General features: G+C 68.1%; 28 protein-coding genes. 19 read left to right on the top strand and 9 right to left on the bottom strand.

Going from position 1 to position 24,473, the window contains the following annotated elements:
• The first annotated feature begins 14 nt into the window (after positions 1-14).
• Positions 15-524: a 2'-5' RNA ligase family protein gene (locus tag BTO20_RS18060; RefSeq protein ID WP_087077682.1), complete on the top strand. Its 510-nt coding sequence runs from the start codon at positions 15-17 to the stop codon at positions 522-524.
• Between the two features lie 12 nt (positions 525-536).
• Entirely contained in the window at positions 537-1,292 is a 756-nt protein-coding gene (locus BTO20_RS18055; RefSeq protein ID WP_087077681.1) for a maleylpyruvate isomerase family mycothiol-dependent enzyme, read from the top strand.
• Positions 1,293-1,330: 38 nt separating this feature from the next.
• Here BTO20_RS18055 and BTO20_RS18050 read toward each other — a convergent pair whose 3' ends face one another.
• Entirely contained in the window at positions 1,331-1,936 is a 606-nt protein-coding gene (locus BTO20_RS18050; RefSeq protein ID WP_087077680.1) for a TetR family transcriptional regulator, read from the bottom strand.
• Between the two features lie 108 nt (positions 1,937-2,044).
• Between BTO20_RS18050 and bioB the strand changes: the two genes are divergently transcribed.
• The 3 genes from bioB (at position 2,045) to BTO20_RS18035 (ending at position 4,067) form a co-directional block, all read left to right on the top strand.
• Positions 2,045-3,052: a biotin synthase BioB gene (bioB, locus tag BTO20_RS18045; RefSeq protein ID WP_087082286.1), complete on the top strand. Its 1,008-nt coding sequence runs from the start codon at positions 2,045-2,047 to the stop codon at positions 3,050-3,052.
• 11 nt (positions 3,053-3,063) lie between these two features.
• Entirely contained in the window at positions 3,064-3,312 is a 249-nt protein-coding gene (gene bsaP, locus BTO20_RS18040; protein WP_198344433.1) for a biotin synthase auxiliary protein BsaP, read from the top strand.
• 62 nt (positions 3,313-3,374) lie between these two features.
• A complete protein-coding gene (locus tag BTO20_RS18035; protein WP_087082284.1) occupies positions 3,375-4,067 on the top strand; it encodes a DUF2567 domain-containing protein in 693 nt (230 codons plus the stop codon).
• 6 nt (positions 4,068-4,073) lie between these two features.
• On the opposite strand, the gene BTO20_RS18030 is transcribed toward BTO20_RS18035, so the two are convergent.
• Positions 4,074-5,405 (bottom strand): lipase family protein, encoded by a 1,332-nt coding sequence (locus BTO20_RS18030; protein ID WP_087077678.1) that lies wholly within the window; start codon positions 5,403-5,405, stop codon positions 4,074-4,076.
• A gap of 42 nt (positions 5,406-5,447) precedes the next feature.
• Positions 5,448-6,140 carry an NUDIX hydrolase gene (locus tag BTO20_RS18025; protein ID WP_198344432.1) on the bottom strand — a complete coding sequence of 231 codons (693 nt, stop codon included), beginning with the start codon at positions 6,138-6,140 and terminating at the stop codon, positions 5,448-5,450.
• A gap of 47 nt (positions 6,141-6,187) precedes the next feature.
• Here BTO20_RS18025 and nadA point away from each other — a divergent pair, with 47 nt between their 5' ends.
• Genes nadA through nadC form a run of 3 tightly spaced genes read left to right on the top strand, consistent with a single transcriptional unit; the run spans position 6,188 to position 9,698 of the window.
• Positions 6,188-7,243 carry a quinolinate synthase NadA gene (gene nadA, locus BTO20_RS18020; RefSeq protein WP_408632175.1) on the top strand — a complete coding sequence of 352 codons (1,056 nt, stop codon included), beginning with the start codon at positions 6,188-6,190 and terminating at the stop codon, positions 7,241-7,243.
• On the top strand, positions 7,240-8,841 hold the full coding sequence (locus tag BTO20_RS18015) for an L-aspartate oxidase (protein WP_232491179.1): 1,602 nt from the start codon (positions 7,240-7,242) through the stop codon (positions 8,839-8,841). The genes nadA and BTO20_RS18015 overlap by 4 nt, the downstream gene beginning before the upstream one ends.
• Entirely contained in the window at positions 8,841-9,698 is an 858-nt protein-coding gene (gene nadC, locus BTO20_RS18010; protein WP_087082281.1) for a carboxylating nicotinate-nucleotide diphosphorylase, read from the top strand. Before BTO20_RS18015 ends, nadC begins: the two co-directional genes overlap by 1 nt.
• 45 nt (positions 9,699-9,743) lie before the next feature.
• Here the strand turns inward: nadC and rhtB are convergent, their stop codons facing one another.
• Positions 9,744-10,379, bottom strand: a complete 636-nt coding sequence (rhtB, locus tag BTO20_RS18005; RefSeq protein WP_087077675.1) for a homoserine/homoserine lactone efflux protein — start codon at positions 10,377-10,379, stop codon at positions 9,744-9,746.
• A 22-nt stretch (positions 10,380-10,401) separates the two neighbouring features.
• Positions 10,402-10,812 (bottom strand): nitroreductase family deazaflavin-dependent oxidoreductase, encoded by a 411-nt coding sequence (locus tag BTO20_RS18000; protein WP_087077674.1) that lies wholly within the window; start codon positions 10,810-10,812, stop codon positions 10,402-10,404.
• 90 nt (positions 10,813-10,902) lie between these two features.
• Between BTO20_RS18000 and hisD the strand changes: the two genes are divergently transcribed.
• The 8 genes from hisD to hisI are packed head-to-tail and all read left to right on the top strand — an operon-like array spanning position 10,903 to position 17,274.
• Entirely contained in the window at positions 10,903-12,231 is a 1,329-nt protein-coding gene (gene hisD / locus BTO20_RS17995; RefSeq protein ID WP_198344431.1) for a histidinol dehydrogenase, read from the top strand.
• Positions 12,228-13,352, top strand: coding sequence for a histidinol-phosphate transaminase (locus BTO20_RS17990; RefSeq protein ID WP_087077672.1), 1,125 nt, complete (start codon positions 12,228-12,230; stop codon positions 13,350-13,352). The genes hisD and BTO20_RS17990 overlap by 4 nt, the downstream gene beginning before the upstream one ends.
• Positions 13,349-13,957, top strand: coding sequence for an imidazoleglycerol-phosphate dehydratase HisB (gene hisB / locus BTO20_RS17985; protein ID WP_087077671.1), 609 nt, complete (start codon positions 13,349-13,351; stop codon positions 13,955-13,957). The genes BTO20_RS17990 and hisB overlap by 4 nt, the downstream gene beginning before the upstream one ends.
• Positions 13,954-14,571 carry an imidazole glycerol phosphate synthase subunit HisH gene (gene hisH, locus BTO20_RS17980; RefSeq protein ID WP_087077670.1) on the top strand — a complete coding sequence of 206 codons (618 nt, stop codon included), beginning with the start codon at positions 13,954-13,956 and terminating at the stop codon, positions 14,569-14,571. The genes hisB and hisH overlap by 4 nt, the downstream gene beginning before the upstream one ends.
• Positions 14,568-15,302, top strand: a complete 735-nt coding sequence (priA, locus tag BTO20_RS17975) for a bifunctional 1-(5-phosphoribosyl)-5-((5-phosphoribosylamino)methylideneamino)imidazole-4-carboxamide isomerase/phosphoribosylanthranilate isomerase PriA (protein WP_087077669.1) — start codon at positions 14,568-14,570, stop codon at positions 15,300-15,302. The genes hisH and priA overlap by 4 nt, the downstream gene beginning before the upstream one ends.
• Positions 15,303-15,306: 4 nt before the next feature.
• The gene (locus tag BTO20_RS17970) at positions 15,307-16,119 is read left to right on the top strand and encodes an inositol monophosphatase family protein (protein ID WP_087077668.1); all 813 of its coding nucleotides are present in this window, start codon (positions 15,307-15,309) and stop codon (positions 16,117-16,119) included.
• Positions 16,116-16,895, top strand: coding sequence for an imidazole glycerol phosphate synthase subunit HisF (gene hisF / locus BTO20_RS17965; protein ID WP_029367139.1), 780 nt, complete (start codon positions 16,116-16,118; stop codon positions 16,893-16,895). Before BTO20_RS17970 ends, hisF begins: the two co-directional genes overlap by 4 nt.
• 28 nt (positions 16,896-16,923) lie before the next feature.
• The gene (gene hisI / locus BTO20_RS17960; protein ID WP_087077667.1) at positions 16,924-17,274 is read left to right on the top strand and encodes a phosphoribosyl-AMP cyclohydrolase; all 351 of its coding nucleotides are present in this window, start codon (positions 16,924-16,926) and stop codon (positions 17,272-17,274) included.
• 5 nt (positions 17,275-17,279) lie between these two features.
• Here the strand turns inward: hisI and BTO20_RS40565 are convergent, their stop codons facing one another.
• Both BTO20_RS40565 and BTO20_RS17950 read right to left on the bottom strand, forming a co-directional pair.
• The gene (locus tag BTO20_RS40565; protein WP_232491178.1) at positions 17,280-18,434 is read right to left on the bottom strand and encodes a hypothetical protein; all 1,155 of its coding nucleotides are present in this window, start codon (positions 18,432-18,434) and stop codon (positions 17,280-17,282) included.
• Positions 18,435-18,538: 104 nt separating this feature from the next.
• Positions 18,539-19,267 carry an ABC transporter permease gene (locus tag BTO20_RS17950; protein WP_087077666.1) on the bottom strand — a complete coding sequence of 243 codons (729 nt, stop codon included), beginning with the start codon at positions 19,265-19,267 and terminating at the stop codon, positions 18,539-18,541.
• Between the two features lie 322 nt (positions 19,268-19,589).
• Here BTO20_RS17950 and BTO20_RS17945 point away from each other — a divergent pair, with 322 nt between their 5' ends.
• From BTO20_RS17945 to BTO20_RS17935, 3 genes are all read left to right on the top strand, one after another.
• Positions 19,590-20,189 carry an Rv1733c family protein gene (locus tag BTO20_RS17945; protein ID WP_456299092.1) on the top strand — a complete coding sequence of 200 codons (600 nt, stop codon included), beginning with the start codon at positions 19,590-19,592 and terminating at the stop codon, positions 20,187-20,189.
• A gap of 73 nt (positions 20,190-20,262) precedes the next feature.
• Complete coding sequence (locus tag BTO20_RS17940) at positions 20,263-21,900, top strand: N-6 DNA methylase (RefSeq protein WP_232491177.1); 1,638 nt, start codon at positions 20,263-20,265, stop codon at positions 21,898-21,900.
• Positions 21,890-22,882: a hypothetical protein gene (locus BTO20_RS17935; RefSeq protein ID WP_087077663.1), complete on the top strand. Its 993-nt coding sequence runs from the start codon at positions 21,890-21,892 to the stop codon at positions 22,880-22,882. Before BTO20_RS17940 ends, BTO20_RS17935 begins: the two co-directional genes overlap by 11 nt.
• Here the strand turns inward: BTO20_RS17935 and BTO20_RS17930 are convergent.
• Both BTO20_RS17930 and BTO20_RS17925 read right to left on the bottom strand, forming a co-directional pair.
• The gene (locus tag BTO20_RS17930) at positions 22,879-23,676 is read right to left on the bottom strand and encodes an ABC transporter ATP-binding protein (RefSeq protein WP_087077662.1); all 798 of its coding nucleotides are present in this window, start codon (positions 23,674-23,676) and stop codon (positions 22,879-22,881) included. The two genes, BTO20_RS17935 and BTO20_RS17930, sit on opposite strands and share 4 nt — an antisense overlap.
• A complete protein-coding gene (locus tag BTO20_RS17925) occupies positions 23,673-24,344 on the bottom strand; it encodes a FadR/GntR family transcriptional regulator (protein WP_087077661.1) in 672 nt (223 codons plus the stop codon). Before BTO20_RS17925 ends, BTO20_RS17930 begins: the two co-directional genes overlap by 4 nt.
• Positions 24,345-24,473: the final 129 nt, after the last annotated feature.

Genomic DNA, 24,473 nt, shown 5'->3' with positions numbered 1-24,473 from the left:
GAAGAGCAATTGACGTGGTGCATTCCGTCGAATTCGTCTTCGACGCCGATACCGAGGCGGCGATCCGCGGTATCTGGGACGGACTGCGCGAGGCGGACATCCCCAGTCAGGCGCCTGCGAGCCGACCACACACCACCCTGGCGGTCGCCCAGCACATCGACGCGGCGGTCGAAACGGTGCTGCTGCCGGTCATCGACCGGTTTCCGCTGCCGTGCCGGTTAGGCGCCACGCTGATCTTCGGGCGCACCGCCGGGGTGCTGGGGCGGTTGTTGCTGCCATCGCCGGAGATCCTCGATGTGCATGCGCACGTCTACCGATCGTGCGTGCCGCTCATGGCCCCCGGCCCGATGCCGCATACCGAGCCGGGCCACTGGACTCCGCACGTCACGCTGGCCCGCAGGATCTCCCCGGCGAAGTTGTCCGCCGCGCTGCGGATCGCGGGTCGGCCCGCCGAGATCACCGGCAAGATCACAGGCCTCCGCAGATGGGACGGCGACCGCAGGACAGAACGCCTGATCGGCTGACATGCTGACGGGGTGGACCGGATTGCGATCATCCGCGCCGAGGCCGAACGATTCGCCGACGTGCTGGCCGGCGTCGCACCGGAGAGCCGGTGCCCCACCTGTCCGGACTGGAGCGCCGCAGACCTGTTGTGGCACCTGACCCAGGTGCATTTCTTCTGGGCCGGCGTGCTGGAAAGGAATGTCCGTACCGACACCGACCTCGCGGCCGTCGAGCAGGCGAAACCCGCTCGTCCTGAAACGCTCGGGGATGTGCTGGCGCTACGGGCGCAGGCCACGTCGGCGCTGCTCGGGCAACTGGACCGGCTCGAAGACGGCGAGCCACGCTGGTCGTGGTTCGCACCCGACCAGACCGTCGGGTTCACCCGGCGGATGCAGACCTACGAGGCGACACTGCACCGCGTGGATGCGGAATTGACGGCGGGGCTGCCGGTCGGTGCGATCGGTGCCGACGTGGCTGCGGGCGCCGTCGATCATGCCGTCGACGTGATGTGGGGATGGCAGCCGGAAGGTACGACGTATCAACCGCACGCCGTCGTCGAATTCGTCGGCACCGACACCGCTCAGCGCTGGCTCGTCGAGGTGGGTGCGGCAGGCGACTGGCCGCGTGCGGTGCGCGCGCGGCCGGGCGCCGCGGCTACGGCCACGGTTCGTGCGCCGGTCGCCGACCTGGCGTTGTGGAGCTGGACCAGGGGCGGCTCGGTCGACGCCACCGGTGAGCCGACGGCGTTGGCCGCGTTGGACACCGTGGTGTCCAACGGTATGCAGTGACGGCGGCCCGTTCGACCGAGTTCGATTGACGCCCTGCGCTATTCGGCTTTGGCCCGCAGCGCGCCGAGGTCGGCACCGCCGTGTACGGCGAGGCCGTCGACGAGCAGCTGCAAACCGAAACCGAACTCGCGGCCGGTGTCGGCCATCAGCACCGACTGTTCGTCACTGAGTGCGCCCGCGGCGTCCCATTGCAACCGCGACTGTTCGTCGACGGTGAATCCGAGGACGTAGTACATGACCGTGCGGGCCGCGGTTTCGGCGTCCTGGGCGGCCACTCCGGCGTCGCGGGCCGCGTCCGCCAGTTGGGTGACGATGGCGGCGGCGCGAGCCGATTGGCCGGTCGCGAAGCTCGACGACACCAGCTCGGCGCCGTCGGTGTGCGACAGCAGGGCGTCGCGCAGGGCAGCGCAGATCCCGTGGATTTTCTCGCGCCATCCGAATCCACCCGCATCGGTGCCCGTCGGCTGCAGAATGCGGTCCGCCACGGCGCCCAGCAGCTCCTGTTTGTTGGCGAAATGCCAGTACAGCGCGCCCGGGCTGACGTTGAGCTCACGGGCCAGTCGCCGCATGGTCAGGTCCGCGATGCCGTAGCTGTCGAGGATGGCCGTCGCCGCATCCACCACGTCGGGTTTGTGGAGTTGCACGCCGCTACCCTAACCTGAACGGTGTTCAAGTGTGTTGGCCACCGGCCTACACGTTCAAACGTCGGCTCCGTCGACGTGCAAGACGATGATCCGCAGGAGGAACCCACTGTGACGCAGGCGACCGTGGATGTGTTGAGTGTGGCCCGGGAGCAGGTCCTAGAGCGTGGCGTGGGCCTCGATCAGGACCAGACGCTGCAGGTGCTGCAGCTGCCCGATGAGCACCTCGAGGAACTCCTCGCTCTGGCGCACGACGTCCGGATGAAGTGGTGTGGCCCCGACGTCGAGGTCGAGGGCATCATCAGCCTCAAGACCGGCGGTTGCCCCGAGGATTGCCACTTCTGTTCGCAGTCAGGGCTTTTCGCCTCTCCCGTGCGCAGCGCCTGGCTGGACATCCCGAGCCTGGTGGAAGCCGCCAAGCAGACCGCCAAGACCGGTGCGACCGAGTTCTGCATCGTCGCGGCGGTGCGCGGCCCGGACGAGCGGCTGCTGGCCCAGGTGGCCGCCGGCATCGAGGCGATCCGCAACGAAGTCGACATCCAGATCGCGTGCTCGCTGGGCATGCTGTCCGAGGAGCAGGTGCAGCGGCTCTCCGACATGGGTGTGCACCGCTACAACCACAATCTGGAGACGGCACGCTCGTTCTTCACCAACGTCGTCACCACCCACACCTGGGAAGAGCGCTGGGACACCCTGCGCATGGTCCGCGAGGCCGGCATGGAGGTGTGCTGCGGCGGAATCCTCGGCATGGGGGAGACGCTTGAGCAGCGCGCCGAGTTCGCGGCGAACCTGGCCGAGCTCGACCCGCACGAGGTGCCGCTGAACTTCCTGAACCCGCGCCCGGGGACGCCGTTCGGCGACCTGGAGGTGCTGCCCGCCTCCGAGGCGCTCAAGGCGGTGGCCGCGTTCCGGCTGGCGCTGCCGCGCACCATGCTGCGGTTCGCCGGCGGCCGTGAGATCACCCTCGGTGACCTCGGCGCCAAGAAGGGCATCCTGGGCGGCATCAACGCCGTCATCGTCGGCAACTACCTGACCACGCTGGGCCGTCCGGCCGAAGCGGACCTGGAACTGCTCGACGATCTGCAGATGCCCATCAAGGCGCTCAACGCCAGCCTGTAGAACTGTTGGTGATGATTAGCGAGATGCCGGCGCTGCCCGCGCCTGTCAGCGCCGGTGTGTACAACGTCTATACCGGCGTCGAGGTCAACGCAGCGACCGGCTCGGCGGTCCCGACCGCCGCTCAGCTCGGCCTCGAGCCGCCCCGCTTCTGCGCGGAGTGTGGCCGCCGGATGATCGTCCAGGTGCGCCCGGACGGGTGGTGGGCGAAGTGTTCGCGGCATGGGGTGGTGGACTCCAAGGACCTGGAGACTCAGCGATGAGCCTCTCGGGCGAAGAGCCGAACGCCCCGATGAGCCTCTCGGGCGAAGAGCCGAACGCCCCGATGAGCCTCTCGGGCGAAGAGCCGAACGCCCCGGACGAGGCGCCCGCGCCTGCTCCCGTCCCTGCCTCCGATGTTGTTGCGGGCCCCCGTTTTTCACGGCAACGCGCCGCGGTGACCGTCGTGGTCGCCATGGCGTTGCTAGGCGCTGTCGTCGGTGCACTGTGGGCCTGGTTGGCGCCGTCGATCCACGGCGTGGTCGCGCTCACGCGCAGCGGCGAGCGGATCCATGCCTACCTCGGCAGCGAATCCGACAACTTCTTCACGTCCGCATTCATGTTCGTCGGCTTCCTGGTGGTCACGTCGATCGTGGCCGCGGTGCTGGTCTGGCAGTGGCGTGCGCACCGTGGCCCGGTGCTCGCGGGAGCGCTGGTCGTCGGGTGCGGGGTGTCGGCGGCTGCAGCGGCAGGCGTCGGTGTTGCGCTGGCGCACCTGCGTTACGGAACCGTCGACCTGCTCGGGGCCCCGATCAGTCCGGAACATCGCGTGCACTATGTCGTCGAAGCCCCGTCGGCGTTCTTCGGGCACGGGCCACTGCAGATCGCCACCACGATCCTGTTTCCGGCGGCCGTCGCCGCCCTGGTGTACGCGTTGATGGCGGTTTCCGCCGCGCGCGACGACCTGGGTGCCTGGCCGCCCGAGGAAACCCCGGTGTATCCGGTGTTGCCTGCCACGGTCGCCCAGCCTGGAGTCTGAGCCGGCTCAGAGCCGCCGGTGCCGCACCGTGCGGCCGGTGACCATCTTGAACCCGATGCCCGCGAGCCGGGCCATCCCCACGTAGGTCATGGGGTTGAGCAGCGTCGGCCATTTCGTGCGCACCAGGTGTGCGGTGAGCGGGCGTTCGGCGAACCGGTCGCCCAGCCAGCGCAGCGCCATGGGCGCCGACATGGGATGCAGCAACAGGTGGTCGCAGAACATGTCCCGGTGATAGGTGACGTCGGCGCCACCGGTGATGTACGTGTCGGCGAGCGCGTCGATGTCGTCGACCGAGATGATCTCGTCGTGGACGGCCTGCACGATGAGCACCGGCGGCCGGGGAGCGGCGGTTCCCAGCTTGATGTCGTCGAACACCTCGCTGACTTCCGACATGGCGAGGATCTGTTCCAACGGCAGGTCCACCAGATCTTCCATGTCGGTGCCGATGAGGCGCAGCACGGCTTCCACCGTGGTCATCCGGTGCAGCCGGTCCAGCAGCTTGCGGCCTTCACGGGTGGCGTGTTCGGCGATGACGCGGTTGAGGCCGGGGTAGATGTCGGCGAGCGCGGCCACCACGAGCGCGGGCAGTCCGGAAAACATGGTGCCGTTGAGCCGCTGGAAGGTGTGCCCGAGATCGCCGACGGGCGAGCCGAGGACCGCGCCGACGACATTGAGCTCGGGTGCGTAGGACTCACACATCTCGGCGGCCCACCCGGTGGCCAGTCCGCCACCGGAGTAGCCCCACAGGCCGATGGGCGCCTCGGGCGAGAAATTGAGTTGCTCGGATTCCAGCGCGGCCCGCAGCCCGTCGAGGATGCGATAGCCGGGCTCGTACGGCGCGCCCCACATCCCCTCGACGCCTTCGTGGTCGGGGATCGACACCGCCCAGCCCTGGGCCACCGCCGCGGTGATCAGCAGCAGCTCCAGCTGGGCCAGCGATCCGGTGGCCTTGGCGTGGCGACGCAGTGCATAGGAGGGGAAACAGCGTCCGGTGATCGCGTCGATCGCGCATTGATACGACACCAGCGGACAGTCCGGCGCCGCGTCGGGGGGGACGATCACGGTGGTGACCGCCGCCTCCGGGACGCCGGTGCGGCTCGTCGAGCGGTAGAGCAGCTGCGTGGCGTGGAGCCGCTGCGGGATCACGCCCAGGAAGGACAGTTCCACGTCACGGCTGCGCAGCACGGTCCCGGGCGCGGCGTGCTGAAACCCGGCGGGCGGTGCATAGAACGGATCGTCGGCCGGCAACTCGGGCCGCGCGCCGCGGTCGAGTTCCTCGTGCGGTGTGCGGCCGATCCATTCCGCGCCCGCTACGTTGGCGGCACTGCCCAAGTCCATCCCGGCATTCTTACTTAAGAAGGGTCTAAGAATCCAGTCGACTCACCCGGGCGGACGCAGCGCGGCGAATTCGTCGGTCACCCGGTAGCGCGATTCGGTGAAGCGGTACAGCGCCGCCGGGCGTCCTCCACTTCGGCCTGATCGTGCGGTGGTGCCGGTGCGGGTGATGACGTTGCGGCGTTCCAGCACGCGCTGCAGGTTGGTCGTGTCGACCTGGTAGCCGAGGGTCGCGCTGTAGACGTCCCGCAACGACGAGAGAACGAATTCCATTGGCGCCAAGGCGAATCCGATGTTCGTGTACGACATCTTGGCGACCAGCCGGGTCCGCGCATGTTCGACCATCGGCGCGTGGTCGAAGGCCATCGGGGGCAGGTCGTTGACCGGATGCCAGCGGGTATCAGGCGGCAACTCGGGCGTTGCGGGGGAGGGCACCAGCCCCAAGAATGTCGACGCGATGGTGCGGGGGCCGGGGACGCGGTCGGGGACGGAGAAGACGGCGAGTTGTTCGAGGTGGGTGAGTTGTTGCACATCCACCTTCTCGGCGAGTTGCCGCCGGACCGAACCGATCAGATCTTCGTCGTCGCGCAGCCGGCCGCCGGGCAGGGACCACTTGCCGCGCTCGGGTTCCCGTGCACGCTGCCATAACAGCACGTTAAGCGCGGGTTGCCGGGAATCGAGGCCGCGAACCTGGAACACGACAGCGAGCACTTCATGCTCGGTGCTAGTATATGGCATGTTTTCGATTATAAGTCGAAAACCTGATTCGGATTGAGGAGGCCGTCGTGACGGTGCTCAATGGCACGACCGCGGGGGATGTTTCAGGCCGGATGGCGGACCAGATTCTGGCCGGACCCGACGGCTATTCCGGCGTGGTCGGCGACGCCGAGTGGGCAGCCGAGATCCGCCGCCTCGTCGACCAGCGCGGCGCGACCCTGCTGGCGCACAACTACCAGCTGCCCGAGATCCAGGACGTCGCCGATCACGTCGGTGACTCGTTGGCGCTGTCGCGCATCGCCGCCGACGCACCCGAGGACACCATCGTGTTCTGCGGTGTGCACTTCATGGCGGAGACGGCCAAGATCCTCAGCCCGGACAAGACCGTGCTGATCCCCGATCAACGAGCCGGCTGCTCGCTGGCCGACTCCATCACCGTCGACGAACTGCGGGCGTGGAAAGACGAGTATCCCGATGCCGTCGTCGTGTCGTACGTCAACACGACCGCCGCGGTGAAGGCGCTCACCGACATCTGCTGCACGTCCGCGAACGCCGTCGACGTGGTGGCTTCCATCCCCGCCGACCGCGAGGTGCTGTTCTGCCCCGACCAGTTCCTCGGAGCACACGTCCGGCGCGTCACCGGTCGCACCAACATGCACATCTGGGCCGGGGAATGCCACGTGCACGCCGGCATCAACGGCGACGAACTGGCCGACCAGGCGCGCTCACACCCGGATGCCGAGCTGTTCGTGCACCCCGAATGTGGTTGCGCGACTTCAGCGTTGTACCTGGCCGGTGAGGGCGCAGTGCCCGAGGAGCGCGTGAAGATCCTGTCCACCGGAGGCATGCTCGACGCGGCCCGCGAGACCCGCGCCAGCCAGGTGCTGGTGGCCACCGAGGTCGGCATGCTGCACCAACTGCGCCAGGCCGCACCGGAAGTCGATTTCCTCGCGGTCAACGACCGGGCCTCGTGCCGGTATATGAAGATGATCACGCCCGCGGCCCTGTTGCGATGCCTGATCGACGGGGCCGACGAGGTACACGTCGACCCCGAAACCGCCCGGCTGGGCCGCGCCAGTGTGCAACGGATGATTGCCATCGGCCAGCCCGGCGGCGGCGAGTGAGCGGGTTGTCGGCCCGCACCGCTGGTGGCTCGTTCGCCTGCGGTGCATCGACGCTGTGGCAGCAGCGCGCCGACGTCGTGGTGATCGGCACCGGGGTGGGCGGCCTGGTCGCGGCGCTCGCCGCGTACCGCCGGGGCCGGCGGGTGATCGTGCTCAGCAAGACCGGGGAGACCGCGACCGCCTACGCCCAGGGCGGCATCGCCGTGGTGTTGCCCGGTAACGACGACTCGATCGACGCGCACGTCGCCGACACGGTCGCCGCGGGGGGCGGGCTCTGCGATCCCGATGCGGTCCGCTCGATCGTCGCCGACGGCTACCGTGCCGTGGCCGACCTGGTCGGTGCCGGTGCGCGGTTCGACGAAAAAGCTCCAGGCCGGTGGGCACTGACCCGCGAGGGTGGACACACCCGGCACCGGATCATCCATGCCGGCGGTGACGCCACCGGCGCGGAAGTGCAACGCGCCCTTGACCATGCCGCGGCCAACCTGGACATCAGGCGCAATCACGTCGCGTTGCAGATCCTGCACGACGGTTCGGCCGTGACCGGTGTGCTGGTGAACAACGACGACGGCATGGGCATCCTGCACGCACCCTCGGTAATCCTTGCCACCGGCGGCCTCGGCCATCTTTATTGCGCCACAACCAATCCCGAGGGCTCCACGGGCGACGGCATCGCCCTGGCCCTGTGGGCGGGCGTACCGGTCGCCGATATCGAGTTCATCCAGTTCCACCCGACCATGTTGTTCAACGGTGAAGTCGACGGCCGCCTGCCCCTGGTGACCGAGGCGATTCGCGGGGAGGGCGCCGTTCTCGTTGACTCGCAAGGCCTTTCGGTCACCGCCGGGGTGCACCCGATGGGGGACCTGGCGCCGCGCGATGTGGTGGCGGCAGCCATCGACGCCCGCCTGACCGCGACCGGTGACCCGTGCGTCTATCTCGACGCCCGCCGCATCGGTGATTTCCGGCGTCGGTTTCCCACCGTCGCGGCGTCGTGCGCCGCGGCCGGGATCGACCCGACCCGCGAGCCGATCCCGGTGGTGCCGGGCGCGCACTACAGCTGCGGCGGGGTGGTCACCGACGTGCATGGCCGTACCGAATTACCCGGACTGTTCGCCGCAGGGGAAGTGGCCCGCACCGGTATGCACGGCGCCAACCGGTTGGCCTCCAACAGCCTGCTCGAGGGACTCGTGGTCGGTGGCCGGGCCGGGCGCGTCGCCGCCGACTATGCGGCGCAAGCCGGTTCGGTGCGGGCACAGGCCCCCCGCGACCGCCGACTCGACATTGTCGACCGCAGCCTGCTGCAACACGCGATGTCCGCCCACGCCTCCGTGGTCCGCGACGCCACCGGGCTGGGACGGCTGCGTGCGCTCTTGGCCACCGCATCCCAGCGGGAAGCCCGCAGTCGCAAGAGTTTTGAAGATGCCGCACTCACCGTGACGGCACAGGCCGTTGCCGCAGCGGCCCTCGCCCGTACCGAAACCCGGGGCTGCCACCACCGTGACGACTTCCCCGGGACCGACGCGAACCAGGAGCATCCGTTGAGCATTCGCCACAGTGCCGGTGCGATCGCCGTCGCAGCCCCGACGGGGGTGTGCTGATGAAACTTTCAGCATCCGAGCTCATCGAGGCCCGAGCCACCATCGCGCGGGCACTCGAGGAGGACCTGCGCTACGGCCCCGACATCACCACCCAGGCGACCGTGCCGGCCTCGACCATGACCACCGCCTCGGTGGTCAACCGGGAGTCGGGAGTCATCGCCGGCGTCGACATCGCCCTGCTGGTGCTCGACGAGGTGATCGGGTCTGAGGGATACCGGGTGGTCCACCGTGTCGACGACGGATCCCGCCTCGACGCGAAGACCCAGGTGCTGACCGTTGAGGCGCCGACCCGGCAGCTGCTGACCGCCGAGCGCACAATGCTCAACCTGGTGTGCCATCTGTCGGGGATCGCCACGGCGACCGCCGCCTGGGTGGACGCCGTCGCCGGCACCAACGCCAAGATCCGCGACACCCGCAAGACGCTGCCAGGACTGCGTGCCCTGCAGAAATACGCCGTCCGCGTCGGCGGGGGGGTCAACCACCGGATGGGGCTGGGTGACGCCGCGCTGATCAAGGACAACCATGTGGCCGCGGCGGGCTCGGTGCTGGCCGCACTACAGGCGGTGCGTGCCGCCGCGCCCGAGCTGCCCTGCGAGGTCGAGGTCGATTCCCTCGAGCAACTCGACGACGTGCTCGCAGCCGGAGCGGAGCTGGTGCTCCTCGACAATTTCCCGGTCTGGCAGACACAGATCGCGGTGCAACGACGCGATGCCGTGTCGCCGGCGACCAAGCTCGAATCGTCGGGCGGCCTGACGCTGGCCAGCGCTGCCGAGTACGCCGGCACCGGGGTGGACTATCTCGCGGTCGGCGCGCTCACGCACTCGGTGCGGGTGCTCGACCTCGGACTCGACATCTGAGGACGAGGCGCCGTCAGCGGGGCGGGTCGCGTTTCGCGAGTCCGGTCAGGCCACGACGCCGCGCCGCACCAGGGACAACACCACCGCGGCGGTCGCGAACAGCCCGGAGAACACCCGGTTGAGCGCGGTCTGCTGGCGTGGGGTGTGCAGCCAGGCCAACAGCCGAGCGGCCCCACCGGTGTAGAGACTCATCACCACGGCGTCGACGCACACCATCGTCACGCCGATCGCCAGGTACTGCGGCAGCAAGGGGGCAGTCGGCACGACGAACTGCGGCAGCACCGCGATCAGGAACACCAGACCCTTCGGATTGGTGGTGTTCACCAGGAACCCGCGTGCCACCAAAGCCGGCCGGCCCCGGTCGGCTGCGGTGCCCAGCCGTTCACGCAGGTCCTGCGATGCGCTGCGCCACTGATGGATGGCCAGGTAGATCAGGTAGGCGACGCCGATCCACTTCACGACCTGGAAGGCCAGGATCGAGCTGGCGATGGCGGCGCCCAAGCCGACCGCCACCAGCACCAGCTGCGTGAGCAGCCCCAGCTGCAAACCCAGCACACTCCACGAGCCGCGACGAACGCCGTGCGTCAGGCCGGTGGCCATCGACTGGATCGCCCCGGCCCCGGGGGACACACTGATCGCGATCGACGCGCCGAGAAACGCCAGCCAGACCTGCCATGTCATGCGAGCAGTCTGACAGGGAATGTCAAACGATATCCGCGACGAAAACCCCGGTCCGGCGGCCGGCGATGCGGGCGATCCGAGGCAGCGACGCGTCAACGGTGCCGGCAGGCAGCACCCGCGGGTTGGTGATGTGGACGTCCCCGCGGAACAGATGGACGTCCGCTTCGCCCGCGGCCAACACGTTTTTGACCCAGTTAGTCTTGCCGTGCGCGAGCAGCACCGCGAGCGTATCGCCCTTGCGGTAGCTGGTGACGATGGTTTCGTAGGGCGTGCCCGACGTGCGACCACGGTGCTTGATCACGGTAAAACCGGGCAGACGCTTCGACAGTGGCTTCATCGCCGGGTTGATGTACTTGATCTGAAATCGTTCCAGTGCGGGCGGTATGAGCATCGGTACGCCCGGGGCGTGGTTGGGGTGATCCTTCGCGGACATCTCGACTCCATTCGCCGGTTTGCGACCACCCTACGACGCATCCCTGCCCGGATTTTTATTCAACTGGACTGATCAGGGACAATCGAAGAGATGGCCGAGTTTCAGATGTCCCGTATCGACCTACGCAACCGCGAGATGAGTGCCGCGCAGCTGCGCGGTGCCCTGCCCCGCGGTGGCGTCGACGTGGACGCAGTCGTTCCCAAGGTCCGTCCGATCGTCGACGCGATCGCCGAGCGGGGTGCGGTGGCCGCCCTGGACTACGGCGAGTCCTTCGACGGTGTCCGGCCCGCGGCGGTGCGTGTCCCGGCTGCGGCCTTGGCGCAGTCGCTCGCCGAGCTGTCCCCGGACGTGCGGGCGGCGCTGCAAGTGTCGATCGACCGCGCCCGCGCCGTGCATGCCGATCAGCGTCGCACCAACACCACCACGACGCTGGCGCCGGGCGCGACCGTCACCGAACGGTGGGTCCCGGTCGAGCGCGTCGGTCTCTACGTGCCCGGCGGTAACGCGGTCTATCCGTCCAGTGTGGTGATGAACGTGGTGCCCGCGCAGACCGCCGGGGTTGACTCCCTGGTGATCGCGAGCCCCCCGCAGGCGCAGTTTGGCGGGCTGCCGCATCCGACCATCCTGGCCGCCGCGGCGTTGCTCGGGGTGGAGGAAGTGTGGGCGGTCGGCGGGGCTCAGGCCGTCGCGCTGCTCGCCTACGGTGGCACCGACACCGATGGAGCCGAACTGGCCCCGGTGGACATGATCACCGGGCCGGGCAACATCTACGTCACCGCAGCCAAGCGGATCTGCCGTTCGCAGGTGGGTATCGACGCCGAGGCCGGTCCGACGGAGATCGCGATCCTCGCCGACCACACTGCCGACCCGGTACACGTGGCCGCCGATCTCATCAGCCAGGCCGAGCACGACGAGATGGCCGCGAGCGTGCTCGTCACCGACAGTGTGACGCTGGCGGACGCCACCGACCGTGAACTGGCCAACCAGCTCGCCACCACCGTGCACGTCGAGCGGGTGACCGCTGCGCTGAGAGGTCAGCAGTCGGCCATCGTGCTCGTCGACGACATCCCGGCCGGCATCCGCACGGTCAATGCCTACGCGGCCGAACACCTCGAGATCCAGACCGTCGACGCCGCCGGGGTCGCGGACCGGATCCGCTCGGCCGGAGCGATTTTCGTGGGCGCCTGGTCGCCGGTGAGCCTGGGTGACTACTGCGCGGGGTCCAACCACGTGCTGCCCACCGCCGGCTGTGCACGGCACTCCAGCGGGCTGTCGGTGCAGACCTTCCTGCGCGGCATCCACGTGGTGGAGTACGACGAGGCAGCACTGAAAGACGTTTCGGGACATGTGATCACGCTGTCGAAGGCCGAGGATCTACCAGCCCACGGTGAGGCAGTACGACGGAGGTTTGAGCGGTGACAGAGGTGACCTTGGCGGATCTGCCGCTGCGGGACAACCTGCGAGGCAAGTCGCCTTACGGCGCACCGCAGTTGCAGGTGCCGGTGCGGCTCAACACGAACGAGAATCCGCACCCGCCCACCCAGGCACTCATCGACGATGTCACTGCATCGGTGCGCGACGCCGCGGCCGAGCTGCACCGGTACCCCGACCGTGATGCGGTGGCTCTGCGCGCTGATCTGGCGGCGTATCTGACGTCGGCCACCGGGGTGCCTCTTGCCACCGAAAACCTTTGGGCCGCAAATGGTTCCAATGAGATCCTGCAGCAACTGCTGCAGGCGTTCGGCGGCCCGGGCCGGCGGGCGATCGGCTTCGTGCCGTCGTATTCGATGCACCCCATCATCTCCGACGGCACCCAGACGGAGTGGCTGCAAGCGTCCCGCGCGGACGATTTCAGCCTCGACGTCGACGCTGCCATCGCCGCCATCAAGGACCGCAAGCCCGACATCGTGTTCGTGACGAGTCCGAACAACCCGTCGGGACAGAGCGTTCCGCTCGAGGATCTACGGCGTCTGCTGGATGCCATGTCCGGCGGCGTGCTGGTTCTCGACGAGGCGTACGGCGAGTTCTCGTCACAGCCCAGTGCCGTCGCGCTGCTGGCCGAATATCCCGCGAAACTCGTTGTCAGCCGCACCATGAGCAAGGCGTTCGCGTTCGCCGGTGGCCGGCTGGGATACCTGGCAGCCGCGCCCGCGGTGATCGACGCACTGCTGTTGGTGCGGTTGCCGTACCACCTGTCGGTGCTGACCCAGGCGGCCGCCCGGGCCGCGCTGCGGCACGCCGATGACACCCTCGGCAGTGTGGCGACCCTTGCCGCCGAACGGGACCGGGTGGTTGCCGAGCTGACCCGTCTGGGCTACCGCGTGATACCCAGCGATGCCAACTTCGTGCTGTTCGGCGACTTCGCCGATGCGCCCTCGACCTGGCAGCGCTACCTGGACGCGGGCGTGCTGATCCGGGACGTCGGCATCCCCGGGTACCTGCGCACCACGATCGGCCTGGCGGCAGAGAACGACGCCTTTCTGGCCGCCAGTGCGGACCTCGTCAAGACTGAACTCAACAGCACGGTAGGAGCATCGTGACCCGTCGCGCGAAAGTCGAACGTAAGACCCGCGAATCCGAGATCGCCGTCGAGATCGACCTCGACGGCACCGGTGTGGTCGACATCGACACCGGCGTACCGTTCTTCGACCACATGCTGACCTCGCTGGGCAGCCACGCGAGCTTCGACCTGACCGTTCAGGCCAAGGGCGACGTCGAGATCGAAGGCCACCACACCGTGGAGGACACCGCGATCGTGCTCGGCCAGGCGCTCGGCCAGGCGCTGGGGGACAAGGCCGGCATCCGGCGGTTCGGTGACGCCTTCATCCCGATGGACGAGACGCTGGCGCACGCCGCGGTGGATGTGTCGGGCCGTCCGTATTTCGTGCATACCGGCGAGCCGGACTACATGGTCGAGTTCACCATCGCCGGGTCCAGCACGCCGTACCACACGGTGATCAACCGGCATGTGTTCGAGTCGATCGCGTTCAACGCCCGCATCGCCCTGCACGTGCGCACCATCTATGGTCGCGACCCGCACCACATCACCGAGGCCGAGTACAAGGCCGTCGCCCGGGCTCTGCGCCAGGCCGTCGAATACGACCCGCGGGTCACCGGAGTGCCGTCCACGAAGGGCACTTTGTGACTAAGAAACTCGTTGTTCTCGACTACGGATCGGGGAATCTGCGCTCGGCTCAACGGGCCCTGCAGCGCGTCGGTGCCGATGTCGAGGTGACTGCCGACCCAGGTGCCGCCGCGGCCGCCGACGGCCTGGTGGTGCCGGGGGTTGGTGCCTACGAAGCATGCATGAAGGGGCTACGGGCGATCGGCGGGGAGAAGATCATCGCCGACCGCCTGCAGCAGGGCCGCCCGGTGCTCGGCGTCTGCGTCGGGATGCAGATCCTGTTCACGCGCGGTGTGGAGTTCGGCGCGGAGACCGTCGGCTGTGGTCAATGGCCAGGGGCCGTCACCCGGCTGGATGCCCCGGTGATCCCGCACATGGGCTGGAACGTCGTCGAGGCCGCAGACGGAAGTAGGCTGTTCCGCGGGCTGGACGCCGACACGCGGTTCTACTTCGTGCACTCCTATGCCGCACAGGAGTGGTCGGGCAATTCCGACGCGTTGGTCACCTGGGCCACCCACCATGCTCGGTTCATCGCGGCGGTCGAGGACGGACCGTTGGCGGCCACGCAATTTCATCCGGAGAAGAGCGGCGATGCCGGTGCCACGCTGCTCGCGAATTGGGTTGAGGGACTGTGAGTTTGATTCTTTTGCCGGCCGTCGACGTGGTCGAGGGCAAAGCGGTTCGTCTGGTTCAGGGAAAGGCAGGCAGCGAGACCGACTACGGTTCGGCGCTCGAAGCTGCCATGGCCTGGCAGCGTGACGGTGCGCAGTGGATCCATCTGGTGGACCTCGACGCGGCCTTCGGCCGGGGGAGTAACCGCGAATTGCTGGCCGAGGTCGTCGGCAAGCTCGACGTCGACGTCGAACTCTCCGGCGGTATCCGCGACGACGAATCACTGAAGGCCGCGCTGGCCACGGGTTGCGCGCGCGTCAACATCGGCACCGCTGCGCTGGAGAACCCGAAGTGGTGTGCGGCAGCCATCGCCGAGTACGGCGACAAGGTGGCGGTGGGTCTGGATGTGCAGATCGTCGACGGGGCGCACCGGCTGCGCGGCCGCGGCTGGGAAACCGACGGCGGCGATCTGTGGGAGGTGCTGGAACGCCTTGAGCGCGAAGGCTGTTCACGGTACGTCGTCACCGACGTCACCAAGGACGGCACGCTGACGGGGCCCAATCTGGAGCTGCTCGGCGCGGTCGCCGAACGCAGTGGCGTACCCGTCATCGCCTCCGGCGGGGTGTCCAGCCTCGACGACCTCCAGGCCATCGCCACCCTGACCGAACGTGGTGTCGAAGGTGCGATCGTCGGGAAAGCGCTCTACGCCGGGCGATTCACCCTGCCCGAGGCTCTTGCTGCGGTCAGCGGCTGAACGGATGGATCCCAACCGGCTGGCCGCGCTGCTCGGCACCGCGGCCGAGATTCTCGACGAGGCGTCGGCACCGTTCATCGCCGGGCACCGGGCCGATTCCGCGGTTCGTAAGCAGGGCAACGACTTCGCCACCGAGGTCGACCTGGCCATCGAGCGGCAGGTGGTCAGGGCTCTCACCGAGGGAACCGGGATCGGCGTGCACGGCGAGGAGTTCGGCGGTGAGCCGATCGATTCCGAACTCGTGTGGGTGCTCGATCCGATCGACGGCACCTTCAACTACGCGGCGGGTTCGCCGATGGCCGCCATCCTGCTGGGGCTGTTGGCCAACGGCGAGCCGGTCGCGGGCCTGACCTGGCTGCCGTTCATGGGGCAGCGCTACACCGCCTTGGTCAACGGACCGCTGTACAACAACGGCGAGGCGCTTCCGCAGCTGGGCTCGCCGACGCTGGCCGACTCCATCGTCGGGATCCAGACCTTCAACATCGACTCCCGCGGCCGGTTCCCGGGCCGATACCGCGCACAGGTGCTGGCCAACCTGAGCCGCGAGTGCTCGCGGGTGCGCATGCACGGCGCCACCGGTGTCGACCTGGCCTACGTGGCGGGCGGAATCCTCGGCGCCGCCATCAGTTTCGGGCACCACATCTGGGATCACGCCGCCGGTGTGGCCCTGGTCCGGGCTGCCGGCGGTATCGTGACCGACCTCGCCGGAGAGCCGTGGACGGTCGAGTCGAAGTCGGCGCTGGCCGCCGCACCCGGTGTGCATCAACGCATGCTGGAGATCGTGAAAGCCGCGGGCAGCCCGGAGGATTACCTGTGACCAGTGACGTTGCGACCCGGGTGATTCCGTGTCTGGATGTCGACGACGGCCGTGTCGTCAAGGGAGTCAACTTCGAAAACCTCCGCGACGCCGGGGACCCCGTCGAACTGGCGGCGGCCTACGACGCCGAGGGCGCCGACGAATTGACGTTCTTGGACGTCACCGCATCGTCGTCGGGCCGCTCGACCATGCTCGAGGTGGTCAAGCGCACCGCGGAGCAGGTGTTCATCCCGCTGACGGTCGGCGGCGGGGTGCGCTCCGTCGAAGACGTCGACGTCCTGTTGCGCGCCGGGGCGGACAAGGTCTCGGTGAACACCGCCGCGATCGCTCGTCCCGAACTGCTGGCCGAGCTGGCCCGCCAGTTCGGCTCACAGTGCATCGTTCTCAGTGTCGATGCCCGCACCGTGCCGTCCGGCGCCGCACCGACGCCGTCGGGCTGGGAGGTCACCACCCACGGCGGGCGGCGTGGCACCGGTATCGACGCCATCGAATGGGCCGTTCGTGGCGCCGAACTGGGGGTCGGCGAAATCCTGCTCAATTCGATGGATCGCGACGGCACCAAGGCCGGTTTCGATCTGGCCATGCTGCGTGCGGTCCGCGCGGCGGTCAGCGTGCCGGTGATCGCCAGCGGTGGAGCCGGTGCGGTGGAACATTTTCCGCCCGCAGTTGTTGCAGGTGCCGATGCCGTCTTGGCCGCCAGCGTGTTCCACTTCCGGGAGCTCACCATCGCCGAGGTCAAGTCGGCGATGGCGGCGGAAGGAATCACTGTCCGATGAGCGCTTGCGCGAAGAGAAAACCACCCCGATGAGCACACTCGACGCGGATATCGCGGCGCGGCTCAAGCGCAACGCCGACGGCCTGTTCACCGCGGTGGTGCAGGAGCGGGGCAGCGGTGACGTGCTGATGGTCGCCTGGATGGACGACGACGCGCTCGCCCGCACGCTGGAAACCCGTGAGGCAACCTACTTTTCGCGTTCGCGCGGCGAGCAGTGGATCAAGGGCGCCACGTCCGGGCACACCCAGCACGTGCATTCGGTGCGCCTGGACTGCGATGGTGACACGGTGTTGCTCGAGGTCGACCAGGTCGGCGGCGCCTGCCACACCGGTGATCACACGTGCTTCGACGCCGACCTGCTGCTGCCACCCGAGGGCTAGCCCACTCACGCCATCGTCGTAGGTCGCTCTGTCGCACTGCGCGGAGTCGACGAGTGCCATGGCGAGCTCTGCGCAAGGGTGGCGAGTTCGTGCGCATGCTGCAGGACCGCGAGGCGGGCAAGCATCCGGTGGCGTAGCGATTCGTCGTCGGCGACTCCGGAAGCGACCAGTGCTCGCTCCAGCTTGGCGGCACGCGACCACGGGTGCCTGTGTGGCCGGCTCAGCGTCGCGGCCCGGTATGCCTTGCGGTCTCGGGTGCGTTGGGCGGCATCGCGGCCATCATCGCCGAGGCCGAGCCGGCCGAGGAAGCGTTCACGTAGTTCGCGGCCGATACGTGCTGCGATCCCTGCGTCTTGGTGGTGGGTGCGCAATTCGAGACCCAGGCCGAGGTGAAGCATGACGGTGCCCAGCACTGGACCGAGCAGGATGCGACCGAGGGCTTCGCCGGGGCTGGACATCGCCCATGCCATGTAGGCCATCGCCGCGCACATTGCCCATACGATGGTGCGGAACGCGCCCGGATGCCCGGTGCGGTGAACGTTGACGGCCATTCCCGCACCGCACACGAATAGAGCGAGTTCGGCTACGGCGAACATCACCCAGCGTTCACCATTGGCGGTCGGGATGTGCAGTACGACATCGAAGAATCGCCAGGATGTGTTCAGCGACACGGTCATTGAGACTGCTGCGACGGCGTAGCACGCGAACGCGACCCATGGCGTACGCCGCTCGGGCAGTGCGTGGACGGTATCGCCCGGATGACCGGGCGTGGACGCCTGCGACGTGTCGATAGCTGGGCGATAAACGGATGCGAGGTTGGCTGCCGGGGCGTCCCGAGGTTCGAACGGGAACGCGGTTGAGGCGGATTCGTTGCCGACGCCTGCGGCCACGACGTTGGAGTCATGTGCGTCGCGGTAGGCCTTTACCTCGGGTGCGACTCTGCGCAACGCGACGGTGTGGCCGTGCTGACCCAGCCAGGTGACCACCTCGGCTGGCTGAGCTCCACCCAGTACGTCCACGGCGTAGCGGATTCTGGTGACCTCATTTCTGGCTTCATCCAAGATTTTTCGATGTTTGTCGGCAGTGTTCGAGGTGGCCGGTGTCTGGGTTTCGCGATCCTGATACGTGGCTTGCTCGTCTACTGCGATCGGTGCGGTCACCGCGGATCCTCTTTGCTCGAAGGTTGTCGGTCCCGCAGCATCGCACGACGGACCGACAAGCAGACCTGCGTGATGGCGCGGTGACGCTCTCGATGGCCGAGCAGTCAGACCGCGAGCATCGGTGAGCGGCCCAGGATGCGCACGAGCAGAGTGGTCGCGACGGTCTGGGCGGTGATCAGGCACACCAGCACCACGACCTGAAACCGTCCGGCTTCCAATGGCGGAGCACCGGCCATCAGCGCACCGACGAATGCGCCCGGGAGCGTGACGAGCCCCGTCGTCCTGGTTTGGTCGAGGACCGGGCGCACGGCGTCTGCAGCCGCGGCCCGGCCGATGTGTACGACCGACTGACTCGGTGTCGCGCCGATGGCCAGCCAGCCTTCGATCTCGGCCCGCGATTTCACCGACATCCGCTGAAAATTGCGGCCCGCCAAGGTGGTCGCGGTCATCGTCGAACCGATGACGATGCCGCCGAGCGCGATCACGAACCGGCTCTCCAGCGCCAACATGTGCAGCCCGAATGCCAGGCCGATGGTCAGCGCGCTCGCGGCCACCGTCGACAGCACGACCGCGAGCGGGCCGCCGTGCAGATCCCGCAGTCTGCGGGCCGCTGTCCACGCCGCCACGCTGACCATCACGACCAGTGCCAGTGCCACCAGCGTGGGGTGGCTGAGGACTCCGCGCAGCGCGAGACTGATCAGGGCCAACTGCCCGAGCGCCCGGATGACCGCCCACCAGGGTGCGGCGGCATGCTGGATCTCAGCCCACCACATCACCGTCGAGGTGAGGGCGAGCAGGACCGCGGCGCCGAGCATCAAGGTGGCATACGGCATATGAGCATCTCATCACTGTGACGGGCGCGGCGGGAGCGACGGTGGTCGTTTCGGTGGGTCCGTACCGGCGTCGACCGACACTGTCCAATGTGGCGAATGTCGCCGCTCGTGCCACTTCACGTATGCAAGGGCAAATAGTGATCGGCGCCACCCTCCGCTAACTTCCGTGCGCGGACTCCGCGCGGCGAGGTTTGACCCATAACAACACCTAACCTGTGATTTTCGTCGCCCTGGCTACGCGCGACTGGCAAAGTGGTAAGCGCTAGTGACACCATCGAAATGTCTTGGTAACACGTTCAAAATTTGGGCTTGGAATGGTGTGATGTATAGCACGTTGTTGCGCACCCTCCGCCGTAGGTGGGTGTTTCGTGGGCTGGCTCGCAACCCATTGGCCCGGATGACCGATCGCCTTGAAGCGATCGCGATCCTGGCCGTTCTTCTTACCGCTCTTCTGATTGTCCCGACGGCCGCTCAGTCGGGTGCCGCTGTCTACTCGGCACAGCTGCAGGCGATCACCGAGCAGACCCGGTCTCTGCATCCGACCGACGCCGAGGTGGTCCGCGGCACCGTGCAGGGGGCGCAGCGGTACTCCACGGGTCTGCCCGTCGCGGTCCAGTGGCGCGAGGGTTCCCAGACGCGTACCGGGCGCACGACGTTCCCGACACCGACCTCCACCGGCCAGCACGTGGTGATCTGGCTTGATCAAAAGGGCAACGTGGTTGATGCCCCCAGGCGCAAAGCCGACGCCCAGTTGAGTGCCTTCGTGCGGTCGGCCGGTGTCTGGCTCGGTGCGGTGGCGTTGAGCGTGCTGATCGCCTATCTCGTCCGTCGGATGCTCGACCGGGTGCGGGCGAACGCTTGGGAGCGTGAGTTGCAGCTGCTGGCGCACAACGACGACGGCTGGGCCAACCGACGCATCTGACCGGGTCCCGAAGGACAGGCCGCCCGGCGTTGCGGTGCGTGGGCTTGTCGGTGGCTTCGATAACAATAACGGGGTGACCGACAGCGCAGCCTATTCCGCCGGCGACTCCGCCGCGGCGCGCAAGGCGCGTGGTGCCTATTTCACGCCCGTCGAGATCACCCGGTATCTCACCCGGTGGGCCGTCCGTAGCGCCGAAGATCGGGTTTTCGAGCCGTCCGCCGGCGACGCGGCATTTCTGCTCGCGGCCACCGAGCGGCTGCAGCATCTCGGCGACGCGGCCCCGCGGGTCGATGGTGTCGAGATCCACGCCGCCAGTGCGGCCGCTGCCCGGCGCCGGGTGGCCGAGGCCGGCGGCACGGCACACATCCGCACCGCGGACTTCTTCGACGTCGCCCCGCGGCCGGAATACACCGCCGTGATCGGCAATCCGCCCTACATCCGCTACCAGGATTTCCGCGGGCAGGTACGCGCCCAATCGCGGCGAGCGGCGCTGCAGGCCGGCGTGGCGTTGTCCGGGTTGGCCTCCAGTTGGGCGGCCTTCACCGTGCATTCCGCCCTGTTTCTGCGGCCCGGCGGCCGGATGGCGCTGGTGCTGCCCGCGGAATTGCTGAGCGTCAACTATGCCGCCGCCGTGCGCAAGTTCTTGTTCGACCGGTTCGCCCACGTCGAGCTGGTGATGTTCGACGAGCAGGTGTTTCCCGAGGCCGAGGCCGACATCGTGCTGTTGTTGGCCGACGGGTTCGACCAGGGACCGTCCGGCCACGCCGTCATCCACCGTGCCCACAACGCCGCATCGCTGACTTCTGAACTGGTCCAGCGCAATTGGTCGCCGCGCGACCCCGCCGACAAATGGGTCAGCGGGCTGATCGGCAACGGGCCCGTCGACGCGTTGCACGCGTTGCACGCCGCGGGTCGCTTCGCTCACCTGGAGCTGTGGGGGGACACCACACTGGGCATGGTGACCGGCAACAACGGCTTCTTCGCGCTGTCCCCGGACCGGGTTCGCGAATTGGGACTGCGCCGCACCGACCTGCTGCCGTTGTCGCCGCCGGGCAGCGCCCACCTGCGCGGCCTCACGCTCACCGTCGATCAGTTGACCCAGCTGGGGGAGCAGGGCAAGTCCACCCAGCTGTTCCGGCCGGTGGGCAGGTTGTCGGCGGCGGCTCAGCGCTACCTCGACGCCGGTCACGCCGCCGGGGTGCACCTGGCCTACAAGTGCCGGGTGCGCACCCCGTGGTACCTGGTGCCGCTGGTGACGCCCGCAGACCTGCTGTTGACATGCATGAACGCCGACACCCCACGGTTGGTGACCAACCGGGTCAAGGCCCATCACCTCAATTCGGTGCACGGTGTGTATCTGCGCGACGGGCTGGCCACGCTCGGGCGTGACCTGCTGCCCTTGGCAGCCTTGAATTCGGTGACGCTGCTGCACGCCGAGATGACCGGCCGGTCTTACGGCGGGGGAATACTGAAAATCGAACCACGAGAAGCGGATCGGTGGCTGGTGCCCGCACCCGAGCTCGTCGCCGACCGGGCTTCGCAACTACGTGCCGTGCGGCGCGGGGCGGCGTCCTTGCTGCGCAACGGTCAGTTGCTCGACGCGGTGCACATCGTCGACGATGCCCTCGGATTGTCGGACCTGGAAACCATTCGCACAGCGCGGGATTCATTGGCCACCCGGCGGGCGGTAAGGTCGCGGCGTGCCCGCTGAACCGTCGACGAAAGCCACCGCGTGGGCCATCTTCGACCGGATCGTCGCCGATGCCGCGCCCGGCGGTGAGCACACCAACCCGTGGGTACGCTGCGGCGACGAACTCATCTACCGCCCCGACTTCCGGGTACTGCGGAGGCTTCTCGGTGTGCCACTGCACCTCGACGCCCCGTCGACAACGGGTGTGCCGGCGTTGGCCTTGGATGTGTGGCTGGCCTATGAGATGCGGCGGGCCGGGTTCGATGCCGATGCGGTGTGGCCCCGGCCCAGCGAGCCGCGGATCATGCCCAGTGCCATCGCCAACCTGCTCGACGGGCTGCCACTCAAGGAGCGTCAACTCATCGAGCACCGGCTGCGCCGCTCCATGAAGGGCGTCGCCGGTTCCAGTGCCAGCATCCTCGGCAAGCACTACATGAAGCAGGTCGACGTGGTGATGTCGGACTGGGACACCGGCCCGGAGCTCCTCATCAGCACCAAGCGGATGGACTCCAGCTTCGGCAAGAATGCCGCCAACCGCGTCGAGGAGAGCTACGGCGACGCCAAGAATCTGCGACTGCGGCATCCGATGGCCGCACTCGGCTTCGTCTACGGCCTGCGCTCGACCATCCTCACAACCGAGCCCGACAAGGCCGAATGGCTGATCGACCTGCTCGGCAAGCTGGGTACCGAGGACGACGCTTACCATGCGGTCGCGCTGGTGATGATCGATTACGACGTCGCAGCGCCGGCCGAGGACGACGAGGTGGACAGCATCGAAAAGGCGGAGCCGGACGCGCTTTTCGAGATCGTCGACGTCGAGACCGCCGCAGTGGACGCGGCACTGGCAGCGCTTCCCGACATCGCGATCCGCCACGACACCGTGCCGCCCGAGCTGCAGCCGTCACGGTTTCTGGCCACGATGGTCACCCGCGTTGTCGACACAACGCCGGTGACCCGGCACCGCGAAGCCCGTCGGCGCCGCCGGGAGGCGCCTGCGGGTTAGCGGATCCGGGGCCCGGCCTTGGCTCGCGCGGTCCAGCGGCCGTCGTGGAAGCCGACCTCGACAGGATGGGCGAACGCCGTCGTGACGTGGTCGGTGGTCACCGTCTCCCGGGCGGCACCGCTCGCGACGGTACGCCCGTGTGCGATCAGCAGGGCATGCGTCGTCGACGTCGGCAGTTCTTCCAGATGGTGCGTCACCAGGATCGACGCCATATTCGGATGCGAATCATCAAGGGTGTCAAGGGTTTCCAGTAGCTGCTCGCGGGCGGCGACGTCCAGGCCGGTGGTCGGCTCGTCGAGGAGCAGCAGCTGGGGATCGGAGATCAGCGCGCGGGCGATCAGGGTGCGGCCCCGCTCGCCCTGCGACAGCGTCGGCCATGCCGCCTCGGCACGCGCGGCCAGTCCCACGGTGTCGATGAGCTCGTGGGCGCGGGCCACCTGCTCTGCGCTGGGTGTCCAGCGGGCCGCGGTGTCGATGGTGGCGGTGATGCCCGTGAGCACGACGTCGCGCACGGTCAGCGGATACTGCAGTCGGTGCCGGGGATTCACGTGGCCGATGGACCGCCGCAGCGCCGCAAGATCGGTCCGCCCCATCTGCCCGCCCAGCACGCGCACCGTGCCGGTGGTCGGAAAGGTCACCGCCGCACAGAATCCCAGCAGCGTGCTTTTGCCTGCGCCGTTCGGCCCCAGCAGCGCCCAGTGCTCCCCGGACTGCACGGTCAGCGATATGCCGTCGATGATCTGCTTGCCGTCGCGGCGGAATGTGACGTCGCTGATTTCCAAAACCGGTGTCATGAAAAGGATTCCTTCAGTGCGCTCAGGTGGGTTCGGCTGGAGGCCGCCGCCGCGGCAGGGTCCTGCGCGACGATCGCGTCGGCCAGTTGCTGGTGCAAGTCGTGGTCACACGGTTCCGACGCGATGGGGCGGATCTTGAGCATGTCGATCATCGCCAGCCGCAGCCGCGGCAGGAACGCGTCGAACAACTGGGTCAGCACATCGTTGTGCGCGGCGGTGATCACCGCGCGGTGAAACGCCATGTCGGCGTCGACGTGCTCGGGCACCGACTGTCCCGGCACACCACGGGCCGCGAGGGTGCGCCGAATCGTCCGCACATCTGCCGGGGTGCGGCGGGCAGCCGCCAACGCGGCGCCCTCGGCCTCGATGGCGATGCGGGCTTCGATCACCGAGGCGATGTTTGCGCTACGCAGCACGGTGTCCCAGTCCTCGGCGGCATCCAACGCCCTGACGAAAACCCCGGCGCCCTGGCGGCTTTCCAGTACACCTTTGCCCGCCAGTTCGCGGATGGCCTCCCGCAGCGTCGAGCGCCCCACCCCGAGTTGGGCGGCGAGCGTGGTTTCGCCGGGGAGTCGGTGACCGAGCGGCCACTCGCCGTTTCGGATCCGCGTCAGCAGCAATTGCGCTGTCTGCGCAGCCAACGGGTGCCGTTGTACCTGGGAAATCATCACAACCTCTCTACTTGTCTGAGGAGTTGTGTATATTCTAGCCATCATGACGCGCGTGCTTCTCCTTAGCTGCCTCGGCAGGGCCTGACCGACCGGCCCCCTGCCGCGGGGCTGTCGTTGCGCCGGTCG

The sequence above is a fragment of the Mycobacterium dioxanotrophicus genome (assembly GCF_002157835.1).
Classification (GTDB): domain Bacteria; phylum Actinomycetota; class Actinomycetes; order Mycobacteriales; family Mycobacteriaceae; genus Mycobacterium; species Mycobacterium dioxanotrophicus.
The sequence above is the reverse complement of the archived record's forward strand: the minus strand, read 5'-3'. Positions and strand labels throughout refer to the sequence as shown.